A 25,132-nucleotide genomic window follows, 5' to 3' on the forward strand; every position below is an offset into this window, starting at 1 on the left:
GCTGTTTCTGAAAATTTGTAAAGATATGTTTACAAGTATATTAATTACTAAAAAACATGTTCTTATGGCAAGATTTTCAGATCAGGTAAAAATAACTATCGATGACTTTAGCAAAAATGTTGTTTATTATGACTTAGAGATCACCCAAAAAATGATGGATCACCATTATTTTTCTTTTGTCTGGCAGCATGCGGCAGAAGCAGTTATTGATCCGCTAAAACAAGCCGCTGCAATTCGCAGATATCAGGGGCGGGAAGTTATTTTTACTTTTAAAAGCCTTACCGGAATCCAGTTAATGGCAAAAGGAATTATTACAAACCTTGAATCTTATGATGTCGGCGGAAGTCCGGGAGGACTTTATGTAAAAGGAATAAGCCATACTATTCTGCTTGATGATTTAAAAAAAGCCCGAACATTTTTAGACCGTAACCTGCAGGAAATTGCACTTGATATTTTTGCCAATGAAACTGCCGGCGAATTTTATAACAGAGAGGCAATAGCGCCTACTTTCACCACAATTTTTGATTACAAAGCACAGTACAACGAAACAAGTTTTAACTTCCTGAAACGACTTTCGGCCTGTTACGGACAATGGCTGTATTTTGACGGAATGCGCATGCAGTTTGGACAGCTCAAAAACAGTAAGGTCAAACTTATCAATGGTGCTTCACTGCATAAATTTGGTATTCAGACTCACTTGGCATCACATAAAACAGCTTTTGGAGCTTATGATTATAATAATGCAAAACAAATTGTCAGTTCTCAGCCCAAAACAAATCAGGGAAGCGGTGACGGTTTTTCCAGAACAGCTTTAGACAGGCAGGCATCGGTCGCTCAGCCCAATTTGTTTGTTGCGGCTTTTACCAATCAGGTAAAAAATGCATCTCAAATAGAAGAAATGGTAAAACTGCAAACGGCGGGCAGAGATGCAAACAGTGTTTTTTATACAGGTGTTTCGTATCTGCCAATAGGTGTGGGGCAGATTTTTATTATCCAAAACGAAACTGTCGAACATGAACTTGTAGCCGTAGAAGTTATACACCATTCTGAAGTTCACGGTAATTACACCTGTGAGTTCAAAGCCATTCCTGCCGATGTTTCGGCACCGTATTATACCAATATAGAAATTTTTGCAAAAGCAGAAAATCAGCCTGCTATTGTAATAGACAACAACGATCCCGAAAGTTTAGGACGTGTAAAGGTCAGCTTTTACTGGGGAACAGGAAGCACAAAAACCGAATGGATTCGTGTGATGCAGTATTATTCCGGTTCTTCAAGAGGAATGTACTGGAGACCAGAAATTGGAGACGAAGTATTGGTAAGTTTTGAAAACGGCAATATTGACTTTCCTTATGTATCCGGTTCACACTACAACGGACAGGCAAAACCTGAGTTTTTTGACAGCAAAAACAGTATTAAAGGCTGGAAACTCCGTTTCGGGATGTTACTAAAATTTGTTGAAAAAGTTGGAATCTGGCTTTCTGACCCAAGCGGAAATGAAATTCATCTAGACGAAGAGAACAAAAACATAAATGCCACAACGCCGGAAACTTTTACCGTTAGAGCAAAAAATATTGTTTTTGAGGCAACGGAAAGTATTACAGTAAAAGCGGGAACTAATATTCTCGAAACTGCGGGTATAAATAAAACTCTACAGGTTGGAGGGATTATGGATACTCAAGTTATAGGCAGCAGTACCTTTTTTGTTGGCGGCAATCATGATGAACATATAGTGGGAGATTTAAATTCAGATATCAAAAAAGATAAAAATTATACTGTTGCCGGAAAAAGTACAGCTCAAAGTGAAAATGGACATGAATTTCATTCTGATAAAACTATAAAAAACAATAGTTCTGAAGATACGAGACAAAATTAACCCAATAACATTTAACACTAAAAGTTATGACCAAAACCAGATATGTTGGTGGAAATGCCACTTATATTACCAGAGGAGTATCTAGAGAATTTGCCAATGAAATAGAAATAAATTCAAACGGGCCTATCAATTATTATGCGCGAGAATATACTTATGGAGAACCAGAAGCCAGACCTATTAAAGAAGAACCTCAAAAAGCTTTTTCAGGCTGGTGGAGTCCAGATTATGAAGGAATAAGAAACATACCAGAACAAGATTCTAATTGGCCTAAAGCCTATTTAGAAGAAACGGTGTATTTTCAATTAAACGTAAGCGAACGTATACCTGTTGGAACAAGTATTACGTTTCAGCTTTGGGACAAAGACAATCCTTTTAATGATCTGACGATTTTTGATGATGCCGAATTTGATGGGAAAAGGGTTTACAAAACTGTTATGGTTAGAGAAGTAAACGGACAGCACAGAATAACAATAGAGCTGTATTTAAACCCAAAATGGCATATTGATATTAAAGAAGATCAAAAAGGAAGTATTAATGGCTGTCTTGAGTTTTATTGGACTTGGAAATATCATAATACCTACTGGAAATCTAAAAACAATATACTCGATGTATATCCTTCTAAAACCACTTTGTTTATAAAGCCAGCTTATGAAGGTTATGGTTTTCCAGAAATCAGGTCAGCAGATGGAGAGATAATAGTATTTTCAGCAGGGATAGTAGCTACAGAAGAGCCAACAAAAGAACTTGAAAATGTAATGGACAAGATTTGTGAGAATATAAAAAACAATGCGATGTTCGAATTGCGAGAGGAAATGGTTAAGTATAGTGATAAACTTAGATATTCTATTGCCATAAAACAACTTAAAAAAGGACATCTTGTAAATAATATGGGTAAGTTAGAATACAGTCGTAGAATTTATACTAAACCTGTATTTGATAATGGCGGTGAATTGTATGAAATTACCCAAGCAGCCAATTTTGGTTATAAAAAAGAAGAAAAACTTATAACTACTAAAGGTATAAGCCAATTGGATTATTTTAAACAGGTTGGGGTTCGTAATGCATTATTAAAAAATGCTGAAAAGTTGAACTTCATCATAAACAGTATAGATACAATCAAATTTGGTATGGATGGAAAAATGGAAACTCTAACCACAATGTTTGTTCCTTTAGACTTTTTGAATGCGGTGGTTTATCCAAGTATTAGCAAACCTATTGAAGAAGTTTGGGATAATATTGTAGTATATGATGTTGAAAAAGCAAAGGATAATGGACTTAGAGGAATTTATGAACTAGCCAAAGGAAGGTTATTTAATGAAGAAAGATATGGAAATTATGAATGTACCAAAGTAAATGAAGAAATACTAAATAAAATCCTTACTGGAGAAATCAAATCTTTAGATAATTGGCAAGTTTTACAAAGAGAAAAAAGAGAAACGATGGAACATTATGAATATGAAGAAAGTTTGATTTATACCATCCTTCATTATTCAAAAACAGAGGAAAAAACAGATAGATTAATAACATACATCGATGCTATTTTTATAAACTAACACATAAACATTTATGAAATATTCATGTCTTCTTTTATTTTTAATGCTATTCTCTTGTAAAAGCGACCCTATTAGTATTAAACAAATTCCTTCTAAAGAAATAGTAACCTTAGAAGATAATTATCGCGATCGTAAGATTGCAAAAGATAGTTTTCGAATCAGCATTCCTATAGAATTTGAAATACTAATCAATTCATCAAAAGTTAAATACATTACTTGGAATGTTAGTATTGATAACAAAATTCTTGATAAAGATTTTTATGATTATGATTTCTATATTAACGAAAATAAACTAAAAAGAATGTATCAGCTAGAATCTAATTCTTTATCAAATAATAAAAAAATTATGGTCTTAGTAAAAGTAAATAACTGTCTGGTTTCCAGATTAGAAGCGTCGAAATTAATAGCAAAGTATACTAATAATAAATCTTTAGATGATCTAAAATCGAATTCAGTTATTGAATTGACAACTTATGACAAATTTAGAATTGAAAATAAGTCAATTATTAATCAATTTAATAAAACTGCAGATTCAATAAGCTTTAAGGTGACTCGAGGAGAAAAGTATTTTTTCTTTCTAGATAAAAAAATCAATTGGTAAAAAAACACAAGAATAAGTAAGCCAATTGGATTATTTTAAACAGGTTGGGATACGTAATGCAATATTAAAAAATGCCGAAAAATTGAACTTCATCATAAACAGTATAGATATAATCAAATTTGGAATGGATGGAAAAATGGAGACTCTTACCAGAATGTTTGTTCCTTTTAGACTTTTTGAATGCGGTGGTTTATCCAAGTATAAGTAAACCGATTGAAGAAGTTTGGGATAATATTGTGGTACATGATGTTGAAAAAGCAAAAGACAATGGGATTAATGGTATCTATCGTTTAGTAAGTTCTGAAGATTTTAATAGAGAGAAATATGGAGATTACCAATTTATAAAAGTGACCCAAAATGCAATAAATAAATTGTTACTTGGAAAATACAAGACTATAAAAGACATAGAAAATGATCTTTTAGAATACAGAAAATCGGTTGATAATTTTGAATATCATCAAAGCTTAATTTATACTGTATTTTATTATACAATTCAAAATAAGGATACCAATCAGTCCATAGAAAATGTTGAAACTATTTTTATAAATAATTAACAGAAATAGCAATGAAAAATAAATTATATGTTTTAGCATTTATGCTTTTAGTTGCCTGTGAGGCAAAATCTCCAATAGAAGTAACACAAGTTAGTTCTAATGAAATTGTAACATTTGAAGATAATTATTTGGATCGTAATACCAAAAAAGACAGTATTAGAATGAGTATTCCAATCGAATTTGAAATCAAAATAAAATCATCTATTAAATACATAACCTGGATCTATATTGTAAATAATAAAATTTTAGATAAGGATTACTTTGATTATGAAGTTTACAATAAAGAAAGTAAAACAAAGCCAATTAGGCAATTAGATTTTAATGAGTTATCAGATGACTCAATTACTATAGTATTAAAAGAGCGAAATCATTTGATTTCAAGAAAAGATGCACTGAAATTGCTTCAAAAATATAACATTAATAAATCAGTAGATAATCTAAAGAATAATGACACAATAAAATTAATAAGATATGATGAGTTTAGAAAAAACAATATAGAAATCATTAATGATTTTAAAAAAATTAATGATTCTATTAAATTTAAAATAATGAGAAAAGATGGTAAGTTTTTTTATGTGAACAAAAAAATTAATTGGTAGATTATGAAAAAGTACAAAAAGACTTTAATCGCTATTATAATTTGCTTTTTAATTGTAATAATGTGGAATTATTTTAAAAAACCAATTACAATAAAAGAAGAAAGAGCAACTAATGTTCCAATAAAGTTTCGTGTAGATATAAATGAAGACTGGGAAAAGGTCATCAACGTATATATCCCTTATAAAATTGAAATTAAAAACAATAGATTGAAAATGATTCGACTAAATTCATTTGACGATGGAAATAGCGGAAATATTAGTTACTTATCTTATAATACTACTGGCTTAGAATTGAGTCATATTTATTATAATGAATATTTAGAATCTTTTAATAATCTACAGCTTAAATATAGGGCGAGTATTTTCCCCTTTTTTAGCAGGACTTTCTACTATTATAAAAGACATCAATTTATCGAAGAGAAATTACATTGTAAATTTAATTTTAGTGAACTTGATTATAATGATTATAGCGAACAATTTAAATTTTTATCAGAAACTCTTAATGTTCCCATAAATAAAAAAATAATTGATAGTTTGTATAAAGCAGACGAAAATAAAAGATTTAATATCTACTTCTATGATAATAGAAATTTAGGAATGCCAATGTTTATTGAAACAAGATTTAATAGTGATGAACAAATCTATATTGATGTATTTGACACCATCAAAGAAATGAATCGACAACAAATAGAAAAATATTATAAAACAAATTTTACAAAAAGGATAGATCTCAGAAACAAAAAATAATTGCTATTTTAAATCCCTGCTGGCGCTATCTGGGTAAAAAGGACTATCTAAAATTTATCTTGTTACTATACAGAATTAACAACAATTCAGCAAAATATAGCAACATATTTTACAAAATAAATTAGACTAAAAAATATGAAATTTATAGTTGCATTTGTGCTTTTAACACAACAGTTCGTTTTATCTCAAGAAAAAAATATTGACTATTTACCTCTAAATAAAGAGAATTTTCAAGTTAGACCTAATTCAGTAACTTTTAAATTTTCTGTTCTAGCCACTAAATATAAAAACCGCTATGATCTTGCCCGAGACACAATATTAAAAGAAGGGAATTATATAATTAAATACGATGATTTTTTTACAAAATTTTCAGTAAATAAGGCTGGCAAAATTGACGGAAAACTTGATGAAAAGTTTATAAAGCGTGGTGAAATATTTACAACTAAATACCTGGTTAGAGATGGATTTATATATAAAGCTACTATGTACGATTCAACTGATAATCTAATTACCGATAGTGATGTTTATTATTGTGGAGACACTATTGAAGTAGTAACGATTACAGCAAATGGTGAAAAAAAAATAACAATTGAAACTCCTGCTAAAACTGAGATTAGAAAATATGATAAAAATGGTGTTTTGTTAGATGAAAAAATATGGAATAAAGCTGGAATAGGATTTCCTGGTAAATAGATTAGGAAAAGGGGATTTTAAAAACTTTAATTTAAAATTTGGAGATGCAATTAAGTTGATCCCTTTAATCCCCTCGCTGGCGCGAACTTCCCGCTTGTGCAATATTTATTGTCTAGTCTAAAAATGTATTGACAAATTTTATAATAGAATCATATAAACCAGTCATAGATTTTATTGGCTGGTTTTTTAATTTTGATTATAAAATTTAAGTAATAAAATAGTCCTTTGGTTTTTTAACAGGAAGCATTTTTTTATTGTTTAATTCTAAAAGTGTATTCTCGATCATTTGCGACATGGCATCAAGAGCGAGATCATTTGGCTGTAACCCAAAGGGATCTTCGAGTTCGTCGGCAATGGCTTCAAGCGCTACAAAAGTGTAAGCAATAAATACAATAACAAATGGTGTAATCCAGCCCATTGTTTCGACAAAACCAAACGGAAGCATGAAACAATAAATATAAACTGTTCGGTGAAGTAAAACACTGTAAGTATAAGGAATTGGAGTACTTGCAATTCTTTCGCATCCGCCCACAATATCCGAAAGTTTGTTTAAATTTTCTTCAAAAGCCAATTGTGCCATGCTGTCAATTTTTCCTTCTGCTTTGGCATTTTTTACCCAAATTCCCAATTCTCTCAAAAGCACAATAGGTTTGTAATGTGCAATTTTTAGTTGTTCTGCTGTTTCTTTTGGAAGCAGACGGTCTAAATCATAATCCGGATTTGTATGTCTAAGCTGGTGTTTGAGGCTGTAAACAAATGCCGTAAGAAGATTGATAAAATTGTCACGTTTTGTGTCGTATTCTTTGTCTTCTACAAGCGTGATGCTTTGACGGGCAAGTGAACGTGTATCATTAAGGAGAGCTCCCCAAAGTTTTCTTCCTTCCCAAAAACGATCATAACTTACATTGTTCCTAAAACCCAGGAAAATAGCAAGCGCAATTCCAAATAAAGTAAAAACCGCCGGATTAATATGTAGATTTTTTTCTATAAGAAACGGCTTGAAATACACGATTGAAAACGAAAATAAAAGCAGTAATAAAAGTCTTGGTAAAAGCTGCGGTAAAACAGAACCTCTCCATTCAAAGAGCATTTTAAACCACGTGTTTTTTTTCTTAATGATCATTTTTCAACACAGAATTAGGAGATAATATTGACTGAGAATTTAATGAAAACACATTAATACGCAGAGATTACAACAAAAGTAGAAAAAATAGAGGTTATTGAGTCTGTAAAAACGGATTGGTTTTAGAAATAATGCAAGGAAAAATTATTGTTTTCGTTTTAATTTAAGAACACAGTTGTTTATTAATTTTAGGTCTTTGGTTTTCTCTGTCAAATTAACACCGTGAGTCATAAAATTTTTTAATCCCGTTTTATCTCAAATTATTTTTATATTTATGCATTTTACCACTAGTTACAATGAAAACTCCAGAATTACCAATACCATCCAACGAACTAGAACGTTTAGCAGCTTTAAAACGTTACAATATACTAGACACGCTTCCTGACAATGCTTTTGACGATGCTACCAAACTAGTTTCGTATATATGCGGTGTGCCAATAGCGCATATTTCATTTATAGACGAAAGCAGGCAGTGGTTTAAATCTGAAATTGGAATTGGAATTTCTGAAGTGCCTCGTGAAATTTCTTTCTGCCGATATACCATTTTGGAATCAAAAATGGTTGAAATAAATGATACATTTAAAAATGACAGGTTTAAAGACGATCCTAACGTAAGGGGAGGTTTTAATGTGAGATTTTATGCTGGTGTTCCTTTAACAACACCAGACGGTTATAACATTGGTACTTTGTGTGCTGTTGACCATGTTACCAAAGAATTAAACGAAGATCAGCGAAATGCACTTAGAATTGTTGCAAAACACGTAATCAGCCAGCTGGAACTTGGAACAAAGAACGTTCAGCTTGATGCACAGAAAAAAATTGCAGAAAGAGCCGTATTGGCAAAAGATAGTTTTCTTGCCAATATGAGTCATGAAATCAGAACGCCGTTAAATGCAATTATAGGTTTTACAGATCTGCTTGCGCAGACAAAACTTAATGCTGTGCAGCGAGATTATATAAACAGTGTGCAGATAGCTGGAGAAAACCTGCTTTTGATTGTGAATGATATTTTGGATTTGTCTAAAATGGAATCGGGTAATCTGACAATTGAAGCTGTGCCTTTCAATTTAAAAAATACCTTAAAACATGTTTATAATTTACTTAAAATAAAAGTTCCTAAAGAGGTTGAATTCAATCTTTTTCTTGATGCCGATATGCCGGAAATGGTTATTGGAGATGAAGGAAGATTAAACCAGATATTGGTTAATTTAATTGGTAATGCACTTAAGTTTACTCATGAAGGAGAGGTAACTGTTTCTGTAAAAATGATTGAAGAAACAGAAAATCATTATACTCTTAAATTCTCAGTTAAAGATACCGGAATTGGAATTCCTCCCAAAAAACTTAAAACGATTTTTGAACGTTTTACTCAGGCAGAAGACAGTACAACAAGAAAATTTGGAGGAACCGGTCTTGGTCTTAATATTGTAAAGCAGTTAATTGAACTGCAGAATGCCGAAATTAATGTAAAAAGCGAACAGAATAAAGGTTCAGAATTTTTCTTTGTTATTAATTATAAGAAATCAGATGATACTGAAGAAACAATTGAAGAATTGACAGGAGAAAGTCTGGGGAAACTTAAAATACTGCTTTGTGAAGACAATGTTTTGAACCAAAAACTGGTAAAAAGTGTTATGCAGAATTTTGGTTTTGAACTAAATATTGCAGAAAATGGTGAAGAAGGAATCGAACTTTTATTAAAAAATGAATATGATTTGGTTTTGATGGATCTTCAAATGCCAATTAAAGACGGGTATCAGACTACTGAATATATTAGAAATGAAATGAACTCAACCATTCCGATTATTGCAATGACGGCACATTCGCTTATGGGCGAACAAGAACGATGCTATAATGTAGGAATGGATGGTTATGTGCCAAAACCTTTTAAACAGCCCGTACTTTTAGAAACCATAAAAACGGTGCTGAATCCAGATTATAAGCTTACACGAAAAAGAAGGGTAAATCTATCTTTTATCGATGAAATGGCTTGTGGTGATTTAGGTTTTAGAAAGGATATGATTAATCTTTTTATCGAAAAAATCCCTGCAGAAGAGGCTTTACTCGAAGAAGCATTTAAAAACAATGATTATCTTAAAGTAAAGAATTTAGCGCATAATATGAGATCCAGCATGGATATGTTTATGCTTAATGATCTTAGTAATTGTTTGGCTGTTATTGAAGAAGAAGCCAGAAACGAAAAATTTTCAAGTGAAGCCGCAGACAAGGCAGAGATCTTTCATTGCGGTATAATTGAAGTAGTTAAATATTTAAAAGAGCTATGATAAGAGCGAAATAAATTTTAGCTTTACGTTAGTTTCTTGATTTTGCAAGATAAAGATTACCCCAAAGACAAATTTTGAGCCATGAGAATAATTTTAGCCGAAGATAATGATATCCTGCGCAAATCGTTATCCTTTTTCTTAGAGTCTAAAGGATTTACAGTTGACCAGTTTTCTGATGGTAAAGACGCACTGGAAGCTATTAAAAATAATGGCTGCGATTTAATCCTTACAGACATAAATATGCCGGGCATAAGCGGAATGGAAATTACGCAGTATGTTAGGCAGACCCTAAATTCAGATATTCCTGTAATTATACTTACTTCTTCGGGAGTTGAACAGACAGAGCTTGATTCTTTTGACATAGGTGCAAATGAATTTATAGCAAAACCTATAAGTCCGGCCGTACTTTTGGTGAGAATTAATAAATTACTAAAAACACGTGTTTAATGAGATTTATATACTATTCGATTATCCTGTTCTTTATTTCTATTACTGCGGCAGGACAGGAAATTAATATTGATGAAACTCTGGCAAATGCAAGAAGTGAAGCAGAGAAAGGCAGTTATGATAAAGCATTGTCATTAATTGATCCTTTACTTAAAAAATATCCTGAAAATGAAGATATAAAAACTTTTGCAGGACGTGTATACAGCTGGAAAAAAGAATATAAAACAGCAATACAAGCCTTATCTCCAATGACAGACAGGGTTAATCCTAATCCTGATGCTTTGCTGGCGATTATCAATGTGTATTATTGGACAGAAGATTTTGAAAAATGTATTTCGTACTGCGATCGATATCTGGTAACAGATCCTGATAATATTGATGTTTTAAAAATAAAAGTGACCTGCCTTGAAAAACTCGGCAGAGACAAAGAGGCACTGGAAATTATAGAAAAAGCATCGGTTAACGAAAACAGCACTCAGGCTTTTAAAGGAATCCGAACGCTTATTGGCCGTAAGACAAAAAATGCGGTTTCGGCTTCTTATTTAAATATTTCTACATCAAATCCGGGACAGGCGCCAATGCATTATGGTTACGTCGAATATGCGCATAAGTTTAGTAAATCAGCTCTTGTGGGGCGTGCTAATATCGGGCATATAGAAAATGATACTCAGGCATTGTTTGAAGCAGATTATTATCAGACTTTTTCAAAAAAAGATTATTTGTATGTCAATGCAGGTGTTTCAACCGGCGAAACGATATTTCCTGTGGCAAAAGTTGGTGCCGAATATTATTTTAGACCTCAAAAAAGATTTGATTATGCTTTAGGAGCCAGATTTATGCATTTTGAAACTGATGATGTAACATTGCTGACCGGACAGATTTCGTATAAAATGGGCACTAATACAATTGCGTACAGACCGTATTATGATACCGGAAACGAGTTATTCTCTCATGTTTTAAGTTTTCAGCATACTAACGAAGAAAAAGAGCGTGTAGTGAGATTTGAACTTCAATATGGAAATGTACCTTATTTATACTTGTACAGTAATTTTACACAACCGCTAAAAGCCTATAGAGCAGGGGTGCAGTATCAGCACCGTTTTGGTGATTCATTTTTTGTACGTCCAATTTTTCTGTATGAATACGAAGAATATCTGCCAGGTGAATACAGAAACAGGTTTAATGCTCAGATAATTATCACGAAACGATTTTAAGATGACTGATTTATGGGAATTTTATAAGAGAGGAACATGGGTAGAGCCTTTTTTAACCTTGTCAATCTGCTTTTTTGTATTGACATCGTTATTCCTGTACCTTTTAATTATTAAAAGCCGAAATAAAAATATAATAAAAGCAAGACGTAAAATTGAATATGATGCATTTATAGATAAATTGCTTTTTTCTGTAGTTTTTGAAGATATTTCTTTCTCAGATATTTTAAAGAATAATGAGTATGTATTAATGTCTCAAAAAAAGTTTTTTAGAGAAGTTATTACAGAATCGGTTATAAATCTTCATAAAAATTATGATGGTATTTATGCAAAAAAATTAGAACAGTTTTACAAAGATTCTGAGCTTAAAAACGACTCATTTAAAAAACTGAAAAGTTTAAAATGGGATGTAAAGTGCAAAGGAATTACAGAACTTGCAGAAATGAATGTTTATCATGCTTTTGATCTTATCATAACCTTTTCCCGTGCGCGAAATAAAATTTTACAAATTACGGCAATAAATGCCTGTATTAAACTGGCAGGAACAAAAGGAATTGTTCACCTTTCTGAACATACAAATCCTATTGACGACTGGACTCAGGTTAATATTATTCATGCCTTTAAAAAACATGATATAGGCGATACAAAAGGTATTGAACTTTTGCTGGAATCACAAAATACTACAGTTGTTACACTTGGTTTAAAGCTTATAAAAGAGCTTAAATTGACTCAAAAACTTTTTTATGTTGAGCAATTAACAGAAAGGACTTCAAATACATTAATAAAGTATGAAGCTCAAAATGTTCTGCATACATTAACAGTTTAACAAGCATTGCTGATGACTTTTTTTAATCACGAAATAACAATCTTTACTCACATATATTTAGTTCTAATATTGGCTTATGCGATATTGATTATGTCGTCTTATCTCATATTGGCTTATCTTTCCGGGAAGGAATTAAGAGGCTATCTAAAAAAGAATAGTTTTATAGATTATGATGTACTTCTAACAAGTGAATTTGCTCCTAAACTTTCCTTGATTGCACCTGCCTATAACGAAGGATTTACTATTGAAGAAAATGTAAAATCGCTGCTTTCTCTAAACTACAACCAATATGAAGTAATTGTTGTTAATGATGGAAGCAAAGATAATTCTATGGAGGTTTTAATTAATACTTATGATCTTGTTCTTACAGAACTTGCTTTTCATCAGCAGATTGAAACAAAAAAAATCAGAGGACTTTATGTTTCCAGAAATGCTGCTTTCAAAAAATTAATTGTAGTTGATAAAGAAAATGGAGGTAAAGCCGATGCTTTAAATGCCGGACTTAATATTGCACAAAATCCGTATGTTGTTTGTATTGATGTTGATTGTATTCTTGATAAAGATTCGCTTCTAAAACTTGCAAAACCATTTTTGGAATCCAGCGGACAGCGTATTATTGCAACCGGCGGTGTGGTGAGAATTGCAAACCAGTGTATTATTAAAAACGGACGTTTGATAGAAGTAAATGTGCCGGATCTTTTACTGCCAAGAATTCAGGTTTTAGAATATCTAAGAGCTTTTCTTTTGGGAAGAATGGCGTGGGGCAGACTCGATGGATTATTACTAATAAGCGGTGCTTTTGGTGCATTTGATAAAGAAATAGCATTGCTTGCAGGCGGTTACAGCACCAAAACAGTAGGAGAGGATATGGAACTTGTGGTAAGAATGCGCCGTTATATGCTCGAAAATAATTTGCCTTATTCTGTACGATACATTCCGGATCCGCTTTGCTGGACCGAAGCTCCTGAAGATTTTAAAATATTTAAAAAACAGCGCAGCCGATGGATGAGAGGAACAATTGAAACATTAGATTTTCATAAAAAAATGTTCCTGAATCCAAAATATAAATTACTGGGAATGCTGAGTATTCCGTATTGGACTTTATTTGAATTTCTGGCTCCTGGTATTGAGTTTATCGGACTTGTCATTACTATTGTATTTTTCATATTTGGACTGCTCAATTGGCATTTTTTCCTTCTGTTATTATTGTTTGTATATACTTTTGCTGTTTTCTTTTCGGTTATTGCTTTGTACAGTGAAGAACAAACGTATCATAAATACCCAAAACAAAGAGATTTTTTCAAACTTTTACTAGCCGCTTTTATCGAGCCTTTTTATTTTCATCCTTTAACGGTTTATGCCGCTTTAATAGGTTATAAAGAAAAAGTAATGGGAACGAAAGGCTGGGGTGAAATGACAAGAAAAGGTTTTACAAAAAAAGAATAATTTTTACGGTTTTTAAATTTTCCTTTAAATAAAAATCCCCTAGTTTCCAGGCATAGAAACTAGGGGAAATTAAAAAAAATAAAACACAATCTTTAGAACGAGTATCTCACACCAAGCTGTCCTTGGAATCGTGAAGCTAATTGATCTATAGTATAAGGTGCAGATGTAGGTTTTTGGAAAGTATAAGTAGGATCTCCAGTTGCAAGACCTCTTAAGTTTCCAGATTTTGTTAACCCAATACTGGCTGTTGAATTGTATGTATTTGGAACAAAATAACTTCTTCCCCAATCTTTATTAATCAGGTTTCCAATATTTGCCACGCTGAATGAAATTTGGAATGAACCTACTTTGTCAACTTTTATTTCGTCCATTAATTTCAAATCAGCCTGAATGTTCCAAGGCGTTGTATCACCATTTCTTTGAGTAAATGTTCCTCTTCGGCTTTTTAAGTAATCATTTCCATTAATAAAAGCTTCGTAGTCTGCTACTTGCTGTGCAGCTGTTGCAGATGGAACTCCTGCATTATTTACCCCAATATATTTAGCAGCTTCTGCTGCATCTTTAAAGATATAAGCCAATCCTGCTGCTTGTCCTGTTCCTGCGATTGTTGAGTTAACAAATCCCCATGAAAACGGATTTCCTGATTGTGCATTAAAATACACATTGGCAGAGAATGTATTGTTATCAGCTAATTTAACTGCATATCCTACATTAGAAACAATTCTGTGTTTGATGTTAAAATTAGAAGTTGCCAATTGAGGATCGTTAGGAGTTAAAGACTGATTCATCTGGAAGTTACTTTCCATCGAATTACGAATTCCGTTTGTTACGTCTTTTGAATCTCCATAAGTATAAGCCACCATGAAATTAACTCCAAAATCGTATGTTTTTGAGATCATCTCAGTAATGCTGTATCTATATCCTTTGTTGGTATTTGAAAGTAAGTAAGCATTTGAAAATGCAGCATTAATATTAGCAGCATAAATTGGCATTTCGTGTTTAGTATCGTAAGAGAAATAAGTTGGATTATCTGTTTTATTTACCTGTTGGAATTCAAGATCACGAATTACTTTTGTATAAATAGCTTCGGTTGTAAACTTATATCCTGCGATAATTTTATCTATAGCAAGCGAGTTTCTTAATACAGCCGGCATTTTAAATTTATTGTCGATTAAGTCAGCTTGAACTTTTGGTGTTGCATCATGATATCCGTTTAATCCATTTGCAGCTAAAGGATCACCAGCCGCCGCAACCTGTGCAGCAGTTAGGTTGTTTTTGTCATAACTTCCGTAACCTACACCATCATTATAATAAGCATATCCTAACCATGCAAACGGAACTCGGCCTGTAAACACTCCAGATCCACCTCTTAAAACAAGCGTTTTGTCTTCGTCTACATTATATGTAAATCCAATTCTTGGAGAAACTAAAGCAGTGCTGAAAAAGTTGTTTTTTATCTGGCTTAATGGCGTATAGCTGTAAGTTGTGCCATAGTTTGGATCTGCAGGAGAATTTTGAACCTGTGTGCTTAATTTTGGTTTATTAGGCAGATCAGTATAATCAATTCTAACACCTGGTGTAACTTTTAATTTGTTTCCAATTCTAATTTCATCCTGAACATAAACGCTGTATAGATTTACTTTGAATTTTGCATAAGGATTATTAAAAATTTCATCTCTTGTAGAACCATCAAAAGGATAAGTACCACGAACACGAGAAGGCAGTTTATTGTAAAAATCAGCTAATGACTTATAAGAAACCCTTCCGTTTAAAGCATTTACAAATCCGTAATTAATATCGTAGAATTCGTTGTGCGTACCAAACAATAAAGTATGATTTCCTGTTTTATAAGTAAGGTTGTCTGTAATCTCGGCAGTATTTTGTTTCATGTTGAAAACAGTAGCTTCACGATCGTTTCCTAAAAAGATAGTACCACCGTTGTAACCAATTTCTACCTGAGGAAACATTACATTATTTGATTTTGGATCACGGTAATCTTTAATAGCTGAATAACTTGCTATAAAAGAGTTAGACCATTGGCTGTTAAAGTGGCTCTTTAATTCTAAAACCGTACTGATAGATTGGTTTTTCTGCGTAAAATCCATGTTTGAGAATCGGAAGTTTGCCGCATCGCGCTCTAAGTTTGTAGCCTGAGAAACTACCGTATTGTTTCGTAACGAGATGGAGTGTTTTTCGTTAATTTTCCAGTCTAATTTGTTGAAAAATTTACGGCTCATTGCAAAATTGTTGTATGAATTGTAAGTTCCAGGATCAAAACCATAGTTCGTTTTAACAAAGTTCGAAATCTGATCTGCAGTAGCATTATCAACCAATGAAGTTAATTTTCCGTTTGCATCAGTTTGTCCGGCATTGTAGAAAATTGGATCTGTTCTTTCAGCATATTCCATATTTGTAAAGAAAAACAATTTGTCTTTTACAATAGGAAGCCCCAATCTGAAACCAATTTGGTAATCACCAAAAGATTTTGGCATTTTAGAACCGTCTCCGGCATTGTTTGGACCTGTAATAGAAGCATTTCTTCCGTAGCTGTAAATAGATCCGCTTACAGTATTTGTTCCGCTGCGGGTAACAGCATTAACACTTCCGCCTAAAAAGTTTCCTAATTTAATATCATAAGGAGCAATATAAACCTGAATATCCTGTATTGCATCTAAACTTATTGAGTTAGATCGTGTACTGCTTCCAGGCATTCCTGATGTTCCGGACTGCCCGCCTAATGATGGACTGAAACCAATAGCATCATTATTTATAGAACCGTCAATTGTAACGTTGTTGTATCTAAAATTGGTTCCGGCAAAAGAGTTATTAGAACTTTGAGGAACTAATTTCGTAACGTCCTGAATTCCTCTGTTTATTAACGGAAGACCATTTACCTGTTTTTCATTGATATTGGTTCCGTTATTTTTAGAAGAAGGTTTTGAACTTGTTATTACGACTTCTTCTAATATAGTATTGTCAACTTTGCTTAGTACAATTGTTGGCAGATCATTATCGCCAAGTGCTAAATGAATCTGAGAGTTAGTGTAATCTTTGGTGTCTTTACTTTTTATTTCTAATTCGTAAGGTCCGCCGGCATTTAAATTTTCAAAGCTGAATCTTCCTTGCTTATTCGTTACAGCTCTATAAACTGCGTTAGTAGGAATATGAGTCAAGGTTACTTCAGCATCTGCAAGAGGACTTGTACCATCATTAACTTTAGCAGATAAAGATGACGTGGTAATTTGAGCAAAAATGTTCCCGATGGTAAGGAGCATTAAAGCTGAAAAAAAGAGTTTTAGTTTTGTCATATTTTTTAGTTTTTATTTGACAAAGAAACTCAGTTTGTTTCGATCAGATTTAATGCTTTTGTTAACTTAAAATGATATAACTATTTATTGTTAACCTAAAATTATCAGCGTGTTATTATTGTGAAATCATTTTATCGCTTTAAAATCAATGCTTTGTGTAAATGTTTAAAAATAAATAGATTAGACTTATATTTAAAGTAGATTAGAAAAAGATTAGAGTATTAAGCCAATGTTACCGATGAGAAAAATCGAAATTCTAAAGTAATAATCTATTAAGAATTTTTCACACAGATTTAAGTGATATAGCTGATTTTTTTGTCTAATTCAATCTCCTAAATAGTGAGAATTAATTAAAATTCCGCAGGAATGATTTATATTGTAGCGACGGATTTTAATCCGTCGAAAATTGGGGCGTATTTTAGAGAGTTCCCATCGGAACGATTCATATTGTTGATTATTTATTACAGCGAAACCGGATTAAAATTTAGCTTTATAAAAATGGGCCGAACCTACGGTTCTTTGATTCGTGATCTTCCTTGATTGACCGGATTGAAATCCGGCCCTACAATATGGATTGAGCCCATGGCTCTTTATGTTACTTTGTATGAATATCTAATAATTAATTCTTTCAAGGAAATAATAAAGAAAAAGTAGTGCCTTTTTCGAGTTCAGAATCTACTTTTAATTCAATATTATGAAGTTTAAGAATCTGCATGGTAATAAATAGTCCTAATCCCTGACCTTTAACATGGCGGGTGCGATCGCTCCTAAAAAACAGTTCAAAAATTGATTCCTGATCAGTTTTAGAAATTCCGGCTCCCTGATCTATAACTTTTATTAAAAGCTTACCTTCTTCTGAATAAACCAAAACTTCAACTTTTTTAGGAAATGAGAATTTAATCGCATTATCTATAATGTTATAAAGAGCTGTAAAAAGCATGTGTTTATTAGCATAAACAGAAAGCAGATTTTCCTGATCTGCAATAGCGTCGAGATTTACAGACACTTTTGATTCAGGATATTCAATTGCCTTTTTTTCTAATACATTCCATAAAATTTCATCTATTCTTACCAATTCCATTTGTTCTGGTTCTGAAATCTGTAATCCCGATAAAATCAAAAGTCCGTCTAATATAGATTTAAGATGAAAAGTATCTTTTCTGAGTGATTTTAGAACTTCTTCATATTGTTCGTTAGTTCTGGGCTGCTGCAACGATACATCAATATCACCAATAATAATGGTAAGCGGTGTTTTTAGCTCGTGCGATGCATTTTTTAGAAAATTCTTTTGTATTGTAACCCCGTTTTCAAGACGTTCTAATAAATAATTAAAAGTGGTTATAAGTTCTTTTATTTCATCTTTTCCGCTTACTGTGGGCATTTCGAGTCTCGAATGCAGATTTTCTGTTGTAATGGTGTTTACTTTTGCAATAACATCTTCAAAAGGCCTGAAAGTTTGTCTTGCCAAAAATCTGCCTAAAAGAAAATTCAACGGAATGGCCAGCAGATAAAACCCAATAAACATTAAACCCAATACATCAAATTGACGGTCACCAACAGTATCAATTCCAGATACTACAATAATAAAATCGCCCTGATTATCCTTATAATATAAACCTGTAAATTGTCTGTCTTCTTTTATGAAATGCAATATTCTGTTTTTAGAAATTGCTTTTAATTCTTTGTCAGTCAGTGTAATATCAATATCGTCTATCAAATACAATTCTTTGGTTTTTGCATTGTATATCCTGATCGTCTGATTGGTGATTTTTTTGTATTGAATTTCTATTCTTTGGTAACGGGAACTGTCAACTTTTGTAATTTCATCTTTTTCAAAATAAAAAAAAGCAGTTATTAAGGCACTGTCTTCGAGTCTTTCAAAATAAAGATCCTGTCTGTGTTTTTTAAAAAGCAAAAAAGAACCAGCCAGAACGAGTCCAACAGTAAATGCAAATAAAAGCGTAGAATTTACAGAAAGTTTGTTTTTAAGATTCATGTGTTTTTTTCTTAAGCATATATCCGGTTCCTTTTACTGTATGGATCAAAGGTTCAGAAAAGTTTTTATCGACTTTGTTTCTTAAGTAATTTATATAAACATCAACCGTATTCGAGTTCATGTCAAGTTCAAGATTCCAGACAGCTTCTGCAATTGCAATTCTCGAAAGTGCTTTTTCGCGGTTTTTCATAAAGAAAATTAAAAGCTTAAGTTCTCTGGACGAAAGATTGAGTTCTTTTCCGTCTCTTGAAGCACTTTGTTCTTTCATATTGATTTCGATTCCCGCATAAGACTGAAAATCTAAAATTCCGGAGCTGAATTCGGCACGGCGAAGCTGCGCATTTATTCTCGCCAAAAGTTCTTCAAATAAAAAAGGTTTAGCCAAATAATCATCTGCGCCGGATTGTAATCCTTTTACCTTTTCGTGAGGTGTATCAAGTGCACTGAGGATAAGAATTGGGACAATTATTTTTCTGTTTCTTAAAATCTCACAAACTTCAAAACCAGTAATATCAGGAAGCATAATATCGAGAATGATAATATCAAAATCATTTTCCATGACTTCGTTTACAGCTTCATATCCTTTTGAAACGGTTTTTACCTGATAAAGGTTTTCTTCAAGACCTCTTAAAATAAAAGATGCAACACGTGGATCGTCTTCTACTAATAATACTTTGTTCATTGCAAATGAGAAATTAATGTGATAAAAGTAATTAAAAGATGTAGTATTCCCCGAAAAAAAACAGGAAAGAATAAGAGTTTTAATGAGTTGTTTTGCTGTAAGTAAAATATTCCAAATTGTTTTCTATATTTGAAATGTTATTTCTGTAAAATTTATTTGGAGTCTCAATTTAATTCTAATTTGTTATATGAAGATATTCTTTTTAAAAACGACTTTGTTTTTAATGTTCTTAACTCTTTTTTCTTGTGAAACTAAAAAGCAAAAAGCCGAACCTAAGGCTTATAAAGCAGGTGTGATTTTGTCTTTTGATGATGCTTATGTCAATGAATGGGCAGAAGCGGATGCTGCTTTAAAAAAATACGGATGGAAAGCAACTTTTAATGTATGCCGAATAGATTCTATAGGAGCGCCCGAAATAAAAAAACTTCTTCAAATGCAGAAAGAAGGCCATGAAATTGCCGGACATGGTTATCACCATTATAATGCTTTAAAATTTGTAAAGCAAAACGGAATCGATGCTTATATGAAACAGGAAATAGATCCTATGATTGTTTCTATGAAAAAGAAATCCTTTAAAGTTACTTCGTTTGCTTATCCGTATGGCGAAAGATCGGATGAATTGGATAAAGCTTTGTCAAAGAAATTTAAAATTATCAGAGGAAGAGCTTTTGGAGGTGAAGCTCCGGAAAAGCAAGACAGCTATTTTAATAATTCAAAAATAGTATTTGCTTTTGATATCGATAACAGTCACATTCATTTTAGCATTCCGTATGTTTTAGAACTGCTGGATTATGCTAAAAAGAACAATAAAATACTGCTTTTATGCGGGCATAAACCTGTAAGAAACGTAACTGAAAACTATCAGACTAAGATTGAAACTTTAGAGTTTATATGTAAATACATGAAAGAGAACAATCTTAAATTCTACACTTTATCAGATTTAGATAATCTGCTTCCTGAAAATTAGTTCAAAAAATAAGAGCCTTTAATTTGAGATATAAATTAAAAAATTAAAGGCTCTTTTGATAACAATTTTTTTAACATTATAAGAATATCCTAAACCATAAAAAAGCAGGCTATTTTTAATCTTAGAAAACAAAATAATTATGACTACAACCGAATTTTTTACACGATTGGTAATTGCATTATTTGCCGGATTAATTATAGGATTTGAAAGACAATGGCATCATAAAGAAACAGGTTTAAAAACTAATATGCTTGTAGCGACCGGAGCTGCTGCTTTTGTTTTATTGTCTATAAAAGTTGCTGCAAATGCCCCAAATATCGATGTTACCCGTATCACGGCTCAGGTTGTTATGGGAGTTGGTTTTTTGGGTGCCGGTGTTATATTTAGAGAAGGTTCAAATGTACACGGATTAAATTCGGCGGCAACAATATGGTGCAGTGCGGCAATTGGCTGTATTTCTGCTTCAGGTTATTTTATTGAAGCTTTAATTTGTACATTTTTGGTGATTATTGTCAATACAGTTTTAGAACCTGTAGAAAAGTGGATGAGAAATAGGAAGTGAATTGATAATTCACAATTATCAATTGTCAATTTTAATTATTAATTTTTGTTTTCAGCCTTCTGTGTAGGGATCATTCCATAATGAATTTGGTTTTAGATAGACTTTATTCTCCTGAAAATCCAATATAGTATTGAATCTTTTTAGGAATTCGCTTCCTAAAATATGAGTTTTGAATTGTGCTGGATTGCTTGTTGCAAGCAGCTGAACCGGCACATCATTCAAACATAAATTTCCCAAAAACAATTTTTCATTCTTTACAGTCAAAACCGGAATTTCTTCACCTTGTCCGTTTTTTAAAATTGTTTTTTTTAAAACAGGCAGAATTTCTTTTGGATATTGCTGTTCCTTTATTAACTGCTGATCAAGCATCGCGGTACGCTGATAACCATTATCAAAAAGAAAACGCCCTTTATAAGCTTTATCTTTTATTTGAAGTGAACCCTGAATACAAAACAAAGTATGCATAAACTCCATATCCAGTTTTGTATAACTTTTGTGTCGTTTAGGCAGTTTCGAATGTATTATAAAAAGCTTTTTATCGTAATCAATTTCTACAATTTTACCATCAAATAAATTCCACCCAAAACGACCTGTAGTGCCTTGTCCTGATAGTTCAACAGGGAAAATCTGCTGTTCTCTCCAGATTTGGTTTCCAAGCTTAAAACTATGCCCGTTTAGACTCTTAAGTTGTAATTGTTTCAATATTTCATTTGTTAAAAGAAAATCAGTTGTTCCAGAATCGAATTTTAAATCAAGCGTTTCTTTATCATCTAATGTGACTTTAAAAATAATATTGTTATACTCCGAAAGCGCAAAAGGAATTGTATCGTGTATTTCCGGTTTCAGCTTTGAGAAATCTTTCAGAGCCGGACATTCAATGCGCGTATAGCAACTGTCTTTTTCATTTAGCAGAACTACAAAATCAGATTTTTTTCCCGGTTTTAGTTTTACGGTTAAAGAATCCTGATTGGTGTAAAAAGTAACGGTTTTTCCTTTCGGACTTTTGTTTGTTACATACAAATCAGGTTTTGTTTTTGGATCTAAGTTCCATTTTGTTTTTTCTTCATTTCCTTCTTTTATGTAACAGGTTTTAGATGAGGCTTTAATAACAGGAATTTTTATTTGAGACTGACAAATCGTTACAAATCCCAGTATAAAAATAAGAGATATCTTCATAGTGTATAATTTCAATTTTTCTAAAAATCTATAGATGAAAATTAATCAATTTCAATTAAATAATATACTTTCGGCGAATTTTATAAGATATTTCGTTTTGCGTAAAAACACTTATTTTTTGTTGTATGTATTTTATAATCAATTATAAAGCTTTTGGAAAAAGGAGAGAACTAGTTTAGTTTTTCAGTAGTTTCCAATCGTAAACAATGCTCAGTTCCTAAATAAAGCGGGTTGCCGTGTTTTTCAGACCAAAAGCCGTCCAGAACATCTTTGGTAATGCATCTGTAAACCGCAACACCTTTATAGGTTTTATTATCGTCTCCTTTATAATTGAAATTTATAACCAGAATATTGTCTTTAAAGAAACCGTGGCCTTTTTGTATCTGTGAATTGTTAATAACCCATTTGGCAATTATTCTATTGTTTTTGTCAAGCGACAAACTCAAAATTCCTTTATATGTTATTTGATTGCTCTCGTCCTGATTGCTTCCGGAAATGGAAAAATTGCCAGCTAAATCCTGTATTGTCATTTACTTTTTTGATGTAGAAAATTAATTTACTGTTTAGTGATAATTTTGTTGAATACTATATAAAATATCAGCCAAACAGAACCATGCAAAAGTAAAGAATCTAATATTGATTTTAATAAAACAGTACGTTTTTTAGCTGCAGTAGATCTTAAAGTAAATTGGTATAAATGATTTTAAATCCGAATATAATGCATATTGCAGATGAAAGTATAATTAATGTATATTGCAGTTTTTGAGATTTAAGTATGCTTTTGGTAAATGGAATACTAAACAATCCTGATGCGATAAACATTCCAATGATAGATCCCACTCCAAAAATAAAAATATAAAGCAGACCTTCCAATGGTGTTTTCATTTGCGAAATAACCAGAATAACCAATGAACCGCTTCCTGCCAGACCATGTACCAATCCTACGCCAAATGCCGTTTTATAATTGGTTGATCCGTCATAATGAGCATGTTTAAAAGAAGCAATAGGATGCGAATGAAAATAAGTATGAGCATGCATGTGTGTATGCGTGACTCCGTTGCTGTGCGTATGTTCATGACTATGATAATACGTATGCGAATGCCTTTTTTTGTATAATAATTTAAACAAACGAATTATTCCTAAAACAATCAGCATTAAACCAACAACCGCTTCAAGATAGCTGAATACATTTTCGCTTATCGAAATTTTAAAACCAATCATAATAACGCCCACAATAAAAATAGTGGCGGTATGACCAACGCCCCAAAACATTCCGTCTTTTAAAGCATCTTTAATTTTAGTTCTATTTGTAACAAGATTGTTTACAGCCAGTAAATGATCTGCCTCAAAAGCATGTTCAAGTCCGGCGTAAACCGTAATAAGTAATCCAATCATTTTAAGTTTTATAGATAGTTGAAATAAGCGGCACAAGCACCTTCAGACGAAACCATTGGCGCTCCTAACGGAAAAGAAGGTTTGCATTTTTTTCCGAATTCAGGACATTCGTTTGGTCTTTTATTTCCCGTCAGGATTTGACCTGCAATGCACAAATTATCCGTTTTGCTATTCGTTGTTTCAATAGAAAATTTGATGTTCGCATCATACATTTTATAATTTTCTCTCAATACAAGTCCGCTGTTTTCAATTTTACCAATGCCTCGCCATTCCTGAGTTCCAATAGTAAAAATGGTATTTACGACTTCTTTTGCTCTCAGGTTTCCTTCTTCTTTTACCAATCTTGTATATTGATTTTCTACTTCATGTTTTCCTTGTTCCAATTGCAAAACGGTATGATAAATCGCCTGCACCATATCAGCAGGTTCAAAACCGGAAACCACAATTGGTATTTTGTATTTTTCGGCAATAGGATAATATTCTCCCAGACCTACAATTGTACAGACATGCCCCGCACCTAAAAAAGCATTTATGGTGCAGAATTCATCTGATAAAATAGCTTCCATTGCAGGCGGCACTAAAACATGAGAAACCAATAAACTAAAATTGGTTAAACCCAGTTTTTGTGCATGAAGAACAGCCAGCGCATTGCTGGGTGCTGTAGTTTCAAAACCAACAGCAAAAAATACAATTTCCTTATCCGGATTTTTAGCCGCAATATTTACAGCTTCTAAAGGAGAATATAAAATGCGTAAATCACCGCCTTCTGCTTTGGCCTGTAATAGACTTTTTGATGAACCGGGAACCCGAATCATATCTCCAAAAGAACACAGAACGATACCTTGTTTCATTAATTCAATTGCTTTATTGATTAACGAAACAGGCGTAACACAAACCGGACAGCCCGGCCCGTGTATCATCCTAATGTTTTTTGGCAATAAGTCCAGCAGACCGTTTTTGACTAATGAATGCGTCTGACCACCGCAAATTTCCATGATATTCCATGGTTTTGTGGTTATTTTATGGATTTCACTTATGTAGTGTTTAATCAGTTCCGGATTTCGATATTCAGACAGGTATTTCAT

The 25,132-nt window shown here is 32.5% G+C and carries 23 protein-coding genes; 15 read left to right on the forward strand and 8 right to left on the reverse strand.

From position 1 onward, the window contains the following. Positions 1–64 precede the first annotated feature (64 nt). From ACTJIW_RS02620 to ACTJIW_RS02650, 7 genes are all read left to right on the forward strand, one after another. Positions 65–1,876 carry a type VI secretion system Vgr family protein gene (locus ACTJIW_RS02620; RefSeq protein ID WP_440718435.1) on the forward strand — a complete coding sequence of 604 codons (1,812 nt, stop codon included), beginning with the start codon at positions 65–67 and terminating at the stop codon, positions 1,874–1,876. A 26-nt stretch (positions 1,877–1,902) separates the two neighbouring features. Continuing rightward, a complete protein-coding gene (locus ACTJIW_RS02625) occupies positions 1,903–3,429 on the forward strand; it encodes a hypothetical protein (RefSeq protein WP_121360981.1) in 1,527 nt (508 codons plus the stop codon). A 13-nt stretch (positions 3,430–3,442) separates the two neighbouring features. Then, positions 3,443–4,030 (forward strand): hypothetical protein, encoded by a 588-nt coding sequence (locus ACTJIW_RS02630; protein WP_440715639.1) that lies wholly within the window; start codon positions 3,443–3,445, stop codon positions 4,028–4,030. A gap of 128 nt (positions 4,031–4,158) precedes the next feature. Then, positions 4,159–4,584 carry a hypothetical protein gene (locus ACTJIW_RS02635; protein ID WP_121360983.1) on the forward strand — a complete coding sequence of 142 codons (426 nt, stop codon included), beginning with the start codon at positions 4,159–4,161 and terminating at the stop codon, positions 4,582–4,584. 11 nt (positions 4,585–4,595) lie between these two features. Then, entirely contained in the window at positions 4,596–5,183 is a 588-nt protein-coding gene (locus tag ACTJIW_RS02640; RefSeq protein WP_121360984.1) for a hypothetical protein, read from the forward strand. Between the two features lie 3 nt (positions 5,184–5,186). Next, positions 5,187–5,930: a hypothetical protein gene (locus ACTJIW_RS02645; RefSeq protein WP_440715640.1), complete on the forward strand. Its 744-nt coding sequence runs from the start codon at positions 5,187–5,189 to the stop codon at positions 5,928–5,930. A gap of 135 nt (positions 5,931–6,065) precedes the next feature. Beyond that, positions 6,066–6,623, forward strand: a complete 558-nt coding sequence (locus ACTJIW_RS02650) for a hypothetical protein (RefSeq protein ID WP_121946364.1) — start codon at positions 6,066–6,068, stop codon at positions 6,621–6,623. A gap of 205 nt (positions 6,624–6,828) precedes the next feature. Here ACTJIW_RS02650 and ACTJIW_RS02655 read toward each other — a convergent pair whose 3' ends face one another. Then, positions 6,829–7,746: a bestrophin family protein gene (locus ACTJIW_RS02655; protein ID WP_440715641.1), complete on the reverse strand. Its 918-nt coding sequence runs from the start codon at positions 7,744–7,746 to the stop codon at positions 6,829–6,831. A 296-nt stretch (positions 7,747–8,042) separates the two neighbouring features. On the opposite strand from ACTJIW_RS02655, the gene ACTJIW_RS02660 reads away from it, so the two are divergent. The 5 genes from ACTJIW_RS02660 (at position 8,043) to ACTJIW_RS02680 (ending at position 13,961) form a co-directional block, all read left to right on the forward strand. Continuing rightward, complete coding sequence (locus ACTJIW_RS02660) at positions 8,043–10,031, forward strand: ATP-binding protein (RefSeq protein ID WP_440715642.1); 1,989 nt, start codon at positions 8,043–8,045, stop codon at positions 10,029–10,031. An 81-nt stretch (positions 10,032–10,112) separates the two neighbouring features. After that, positions 10,113–10,478, forward strand: coding sequence for a response regulator transcription factor (locus ACTJIW_RS02665; RefSeq protein ID WP_012025900.1), 366 nt, complete (start codon positions 10,113–10,115; stop codon positions 10,476–10,478). Continuing rightward, the gene (locus ACTJIW_RS02670) at positions 10,478–11,692 is read left to right on the forward strand and encodes a YaiO family outer membrane beta-barrel protein (RefSeq protein WP_440715643.1); all 1,215 of its coding nucleotides are present in this window, start codon (positions 10,478–10,480) and stop codon (positions 11,690–11,692) included. Before ACTJIW_RS02665 ends, ACTJIW_RS02670 begins: the two co-directional genes overlap by 1 nt. 1 nt (position 11,693) lies before the next feature. Then, positions 11,694–12,515 carry a hypothetical protein gene (locus ACTJIW_RS02675; RefSeq protein ID WP_440715644.1) on the forward strand — a complete coding sequence of 274 codons (822 nt, stop codon included), beginning with the start codon at positions 11,694–11,696 and terminating at the stop codon, positions 12,513–12,515. Positions 12,516–12,527: 12 nt separating this feature from the next. Further along, positions 12,528–13,961 carry a glycosyltransferase family 2 protein gene (locus ACTJIW_RS02680; protein ID WP_440715645.1) on the forward strand — a complete coding sequence of 478 codons (1,434 nt, stop codon included), beginning with the start codon at positions 12,528–12,530 and terminating at the stop codon, positions 13,959–13,961. A gap of 92 nt (positions 13,962–14,053) precedes the next feature. Here ACTJIW_RS02680 and ACTJIW_RS02685 read toward each other — a convergent pair whose 3' ends face one another. Then, positions 14,054–17,269 (reverse strand): TonB-dependent receptor domain-containing protein, encoded by a 3,216-nt coding sequence (locus ACTJIW_RS02685; RefSeq protein WP_440715646.1) that lies wholly within the window; start codon positions 17,267–17,269, stop codon positions 14,054–14,056. Between the two features lie 366 nt (positions 17,270–17,635). On the opposite strand from ACTJIW_RS02685, the gene ACTJIW_RS02690 reads away from it, so the two are divergent. Continuing rightward, the gene (locus tag ACTJIW_RS02690; RefSeq protein ID WP_167529960.1) at positions 17,636–17,809 is read left to right on the forward strand and encodes a hypothetical protein; all 174 of its coding nucleotides are present in this window, start codon (positions 17,636–17,638) and stop codon (positions 17,807–17,809) included. Positions 17,810–17,897: 88 nt separating this feature from the next. On the opposite strand, the gene ACTJIW_RS02695 is transcribed toward ACTJIW_RS02690, so the two are convergent. Together ACTJIW_RS02695 and ACTJIW_RS02700 are read right to left on the reverse strand one after the other, a co-directional pair. Continuing rightward, positions 17,898–19,265 (reverse strand): ATP-binding protein, encoded by a 1,368-nt coding sequence (locus ACTJIW_RS02695; protein ID WP_440715647.1) that lies wholly within the window; start codon positions 19,263–19,265, stop codon positions 17,898–17,900. After that, complete coding sequence (locus ACTJIW_RS02700) at positions 19,255–19,947, reverse strand: response regulator transcription factor (RefSeq protein ID WP_012025894.1); 693 nt, start codon at positions 19,945–19,947, stop codon at positions 19,255–19,257. The genes ACTJIW_RS02695 and ACTJIW_RS02700 overlap by 11 nt, the downstream gene beginning before the upstream one ends. A gap of 187 nt (positions 19,948–20,134) precedes the next feature. Here ACTJIW_RS02700 and ACTJIW_RS02705 point away from each other — a divergent pair, with 187 nt between their 5' ends. Together ACTJIW_RS02705 and ACTJIW_RS02710 are read left to right on the forward strand one after the other, a co-directional pair. Then, positions 20,135–20,914, forward strand: coding sequence for a polysaccharide deacetylase family protein (locus ACTJIW_RS02705; protein WP_440715648.1), 780 nt, complete (start codon positions 20,135–20,137; stop codon positions 20,912–20,914). A gap of 139 nt (positions 20,915–21,053) precedes the next feature. Then, positions 21,054–21,476: an MgtC/SapB family protein gene (locus ACTJIW_RS02710; RefSeq protein ID WP_012025892.1), complete on the forward strand. Its 423-nt coding sequence runs from the start codon at positions 21,054–21,056 to the stop codon at positions 21,474–21,476. 51 nt (positions 21,477–21,527) lie between these two features. Here ACTJIW_RS02710 and ACTJIW_RS02715 read toward each other — a convergent pair whose 3' ends face one another. The 4 genes from ACTJIW_RS02715 to hypD form a co-directional block, all read right to left on the reverse strand. Continuing rightward, the gene (locus ACTJIW_RS02715; protein WP_440715649.1) at positions 21,528–22,652 is read right to left on the reverse strand and encodes a hypothetical protein; all 1,125 of its coding nucleotides are present in this window, start codon (positions 22,650–22,652) and stop codon (positions 21,528–21,530) included. 170 nt (positions 22,653–22,822) lie between these two features. Further along, entirely contained in the window at positions 22,823–23,182 is a 360-nt protein-coding gene (locus ACTJIW_RS02720) for a hypothetical protein (RefSeq protein ID WP_433811904.1), read from the reverse strand. 148 nt (positions 23,183–23,330) lie between these two features. Continuing rightward, entirely contained in the window at positions 23,331–24,047 is a 717-nt protein-coding gene (locus ACTJIW_RS02725) for an urease accessory protein UreH domain-containing protein (protein WP_440715650.1), read from the reverse strand. Between the two features lie 8 nt (positions 24,048–24,055). Continuing rightward, positions 24,056–25,132: a hydrogenase formation protein HypD gene (gene hypD, locus ACTJIW_RS02730; RefSeq protein WP_440715651.1), complete on the reverse strand. Its 1,077-nt coding sequence runs from the start codon at positions 25,130–25,132 to the stop codon at positions 24,056–24,058.

The organism is Flavobacterium sp. 22659 (genome assembly GCF_052044235.1).
Classification (GTDB): Bacteria; Bacteroidota; Bacteroidia; order Flavobacteriales; family Flavobacteriaceae; genus Flavobacterium; species Flavobacterium johnsoniae.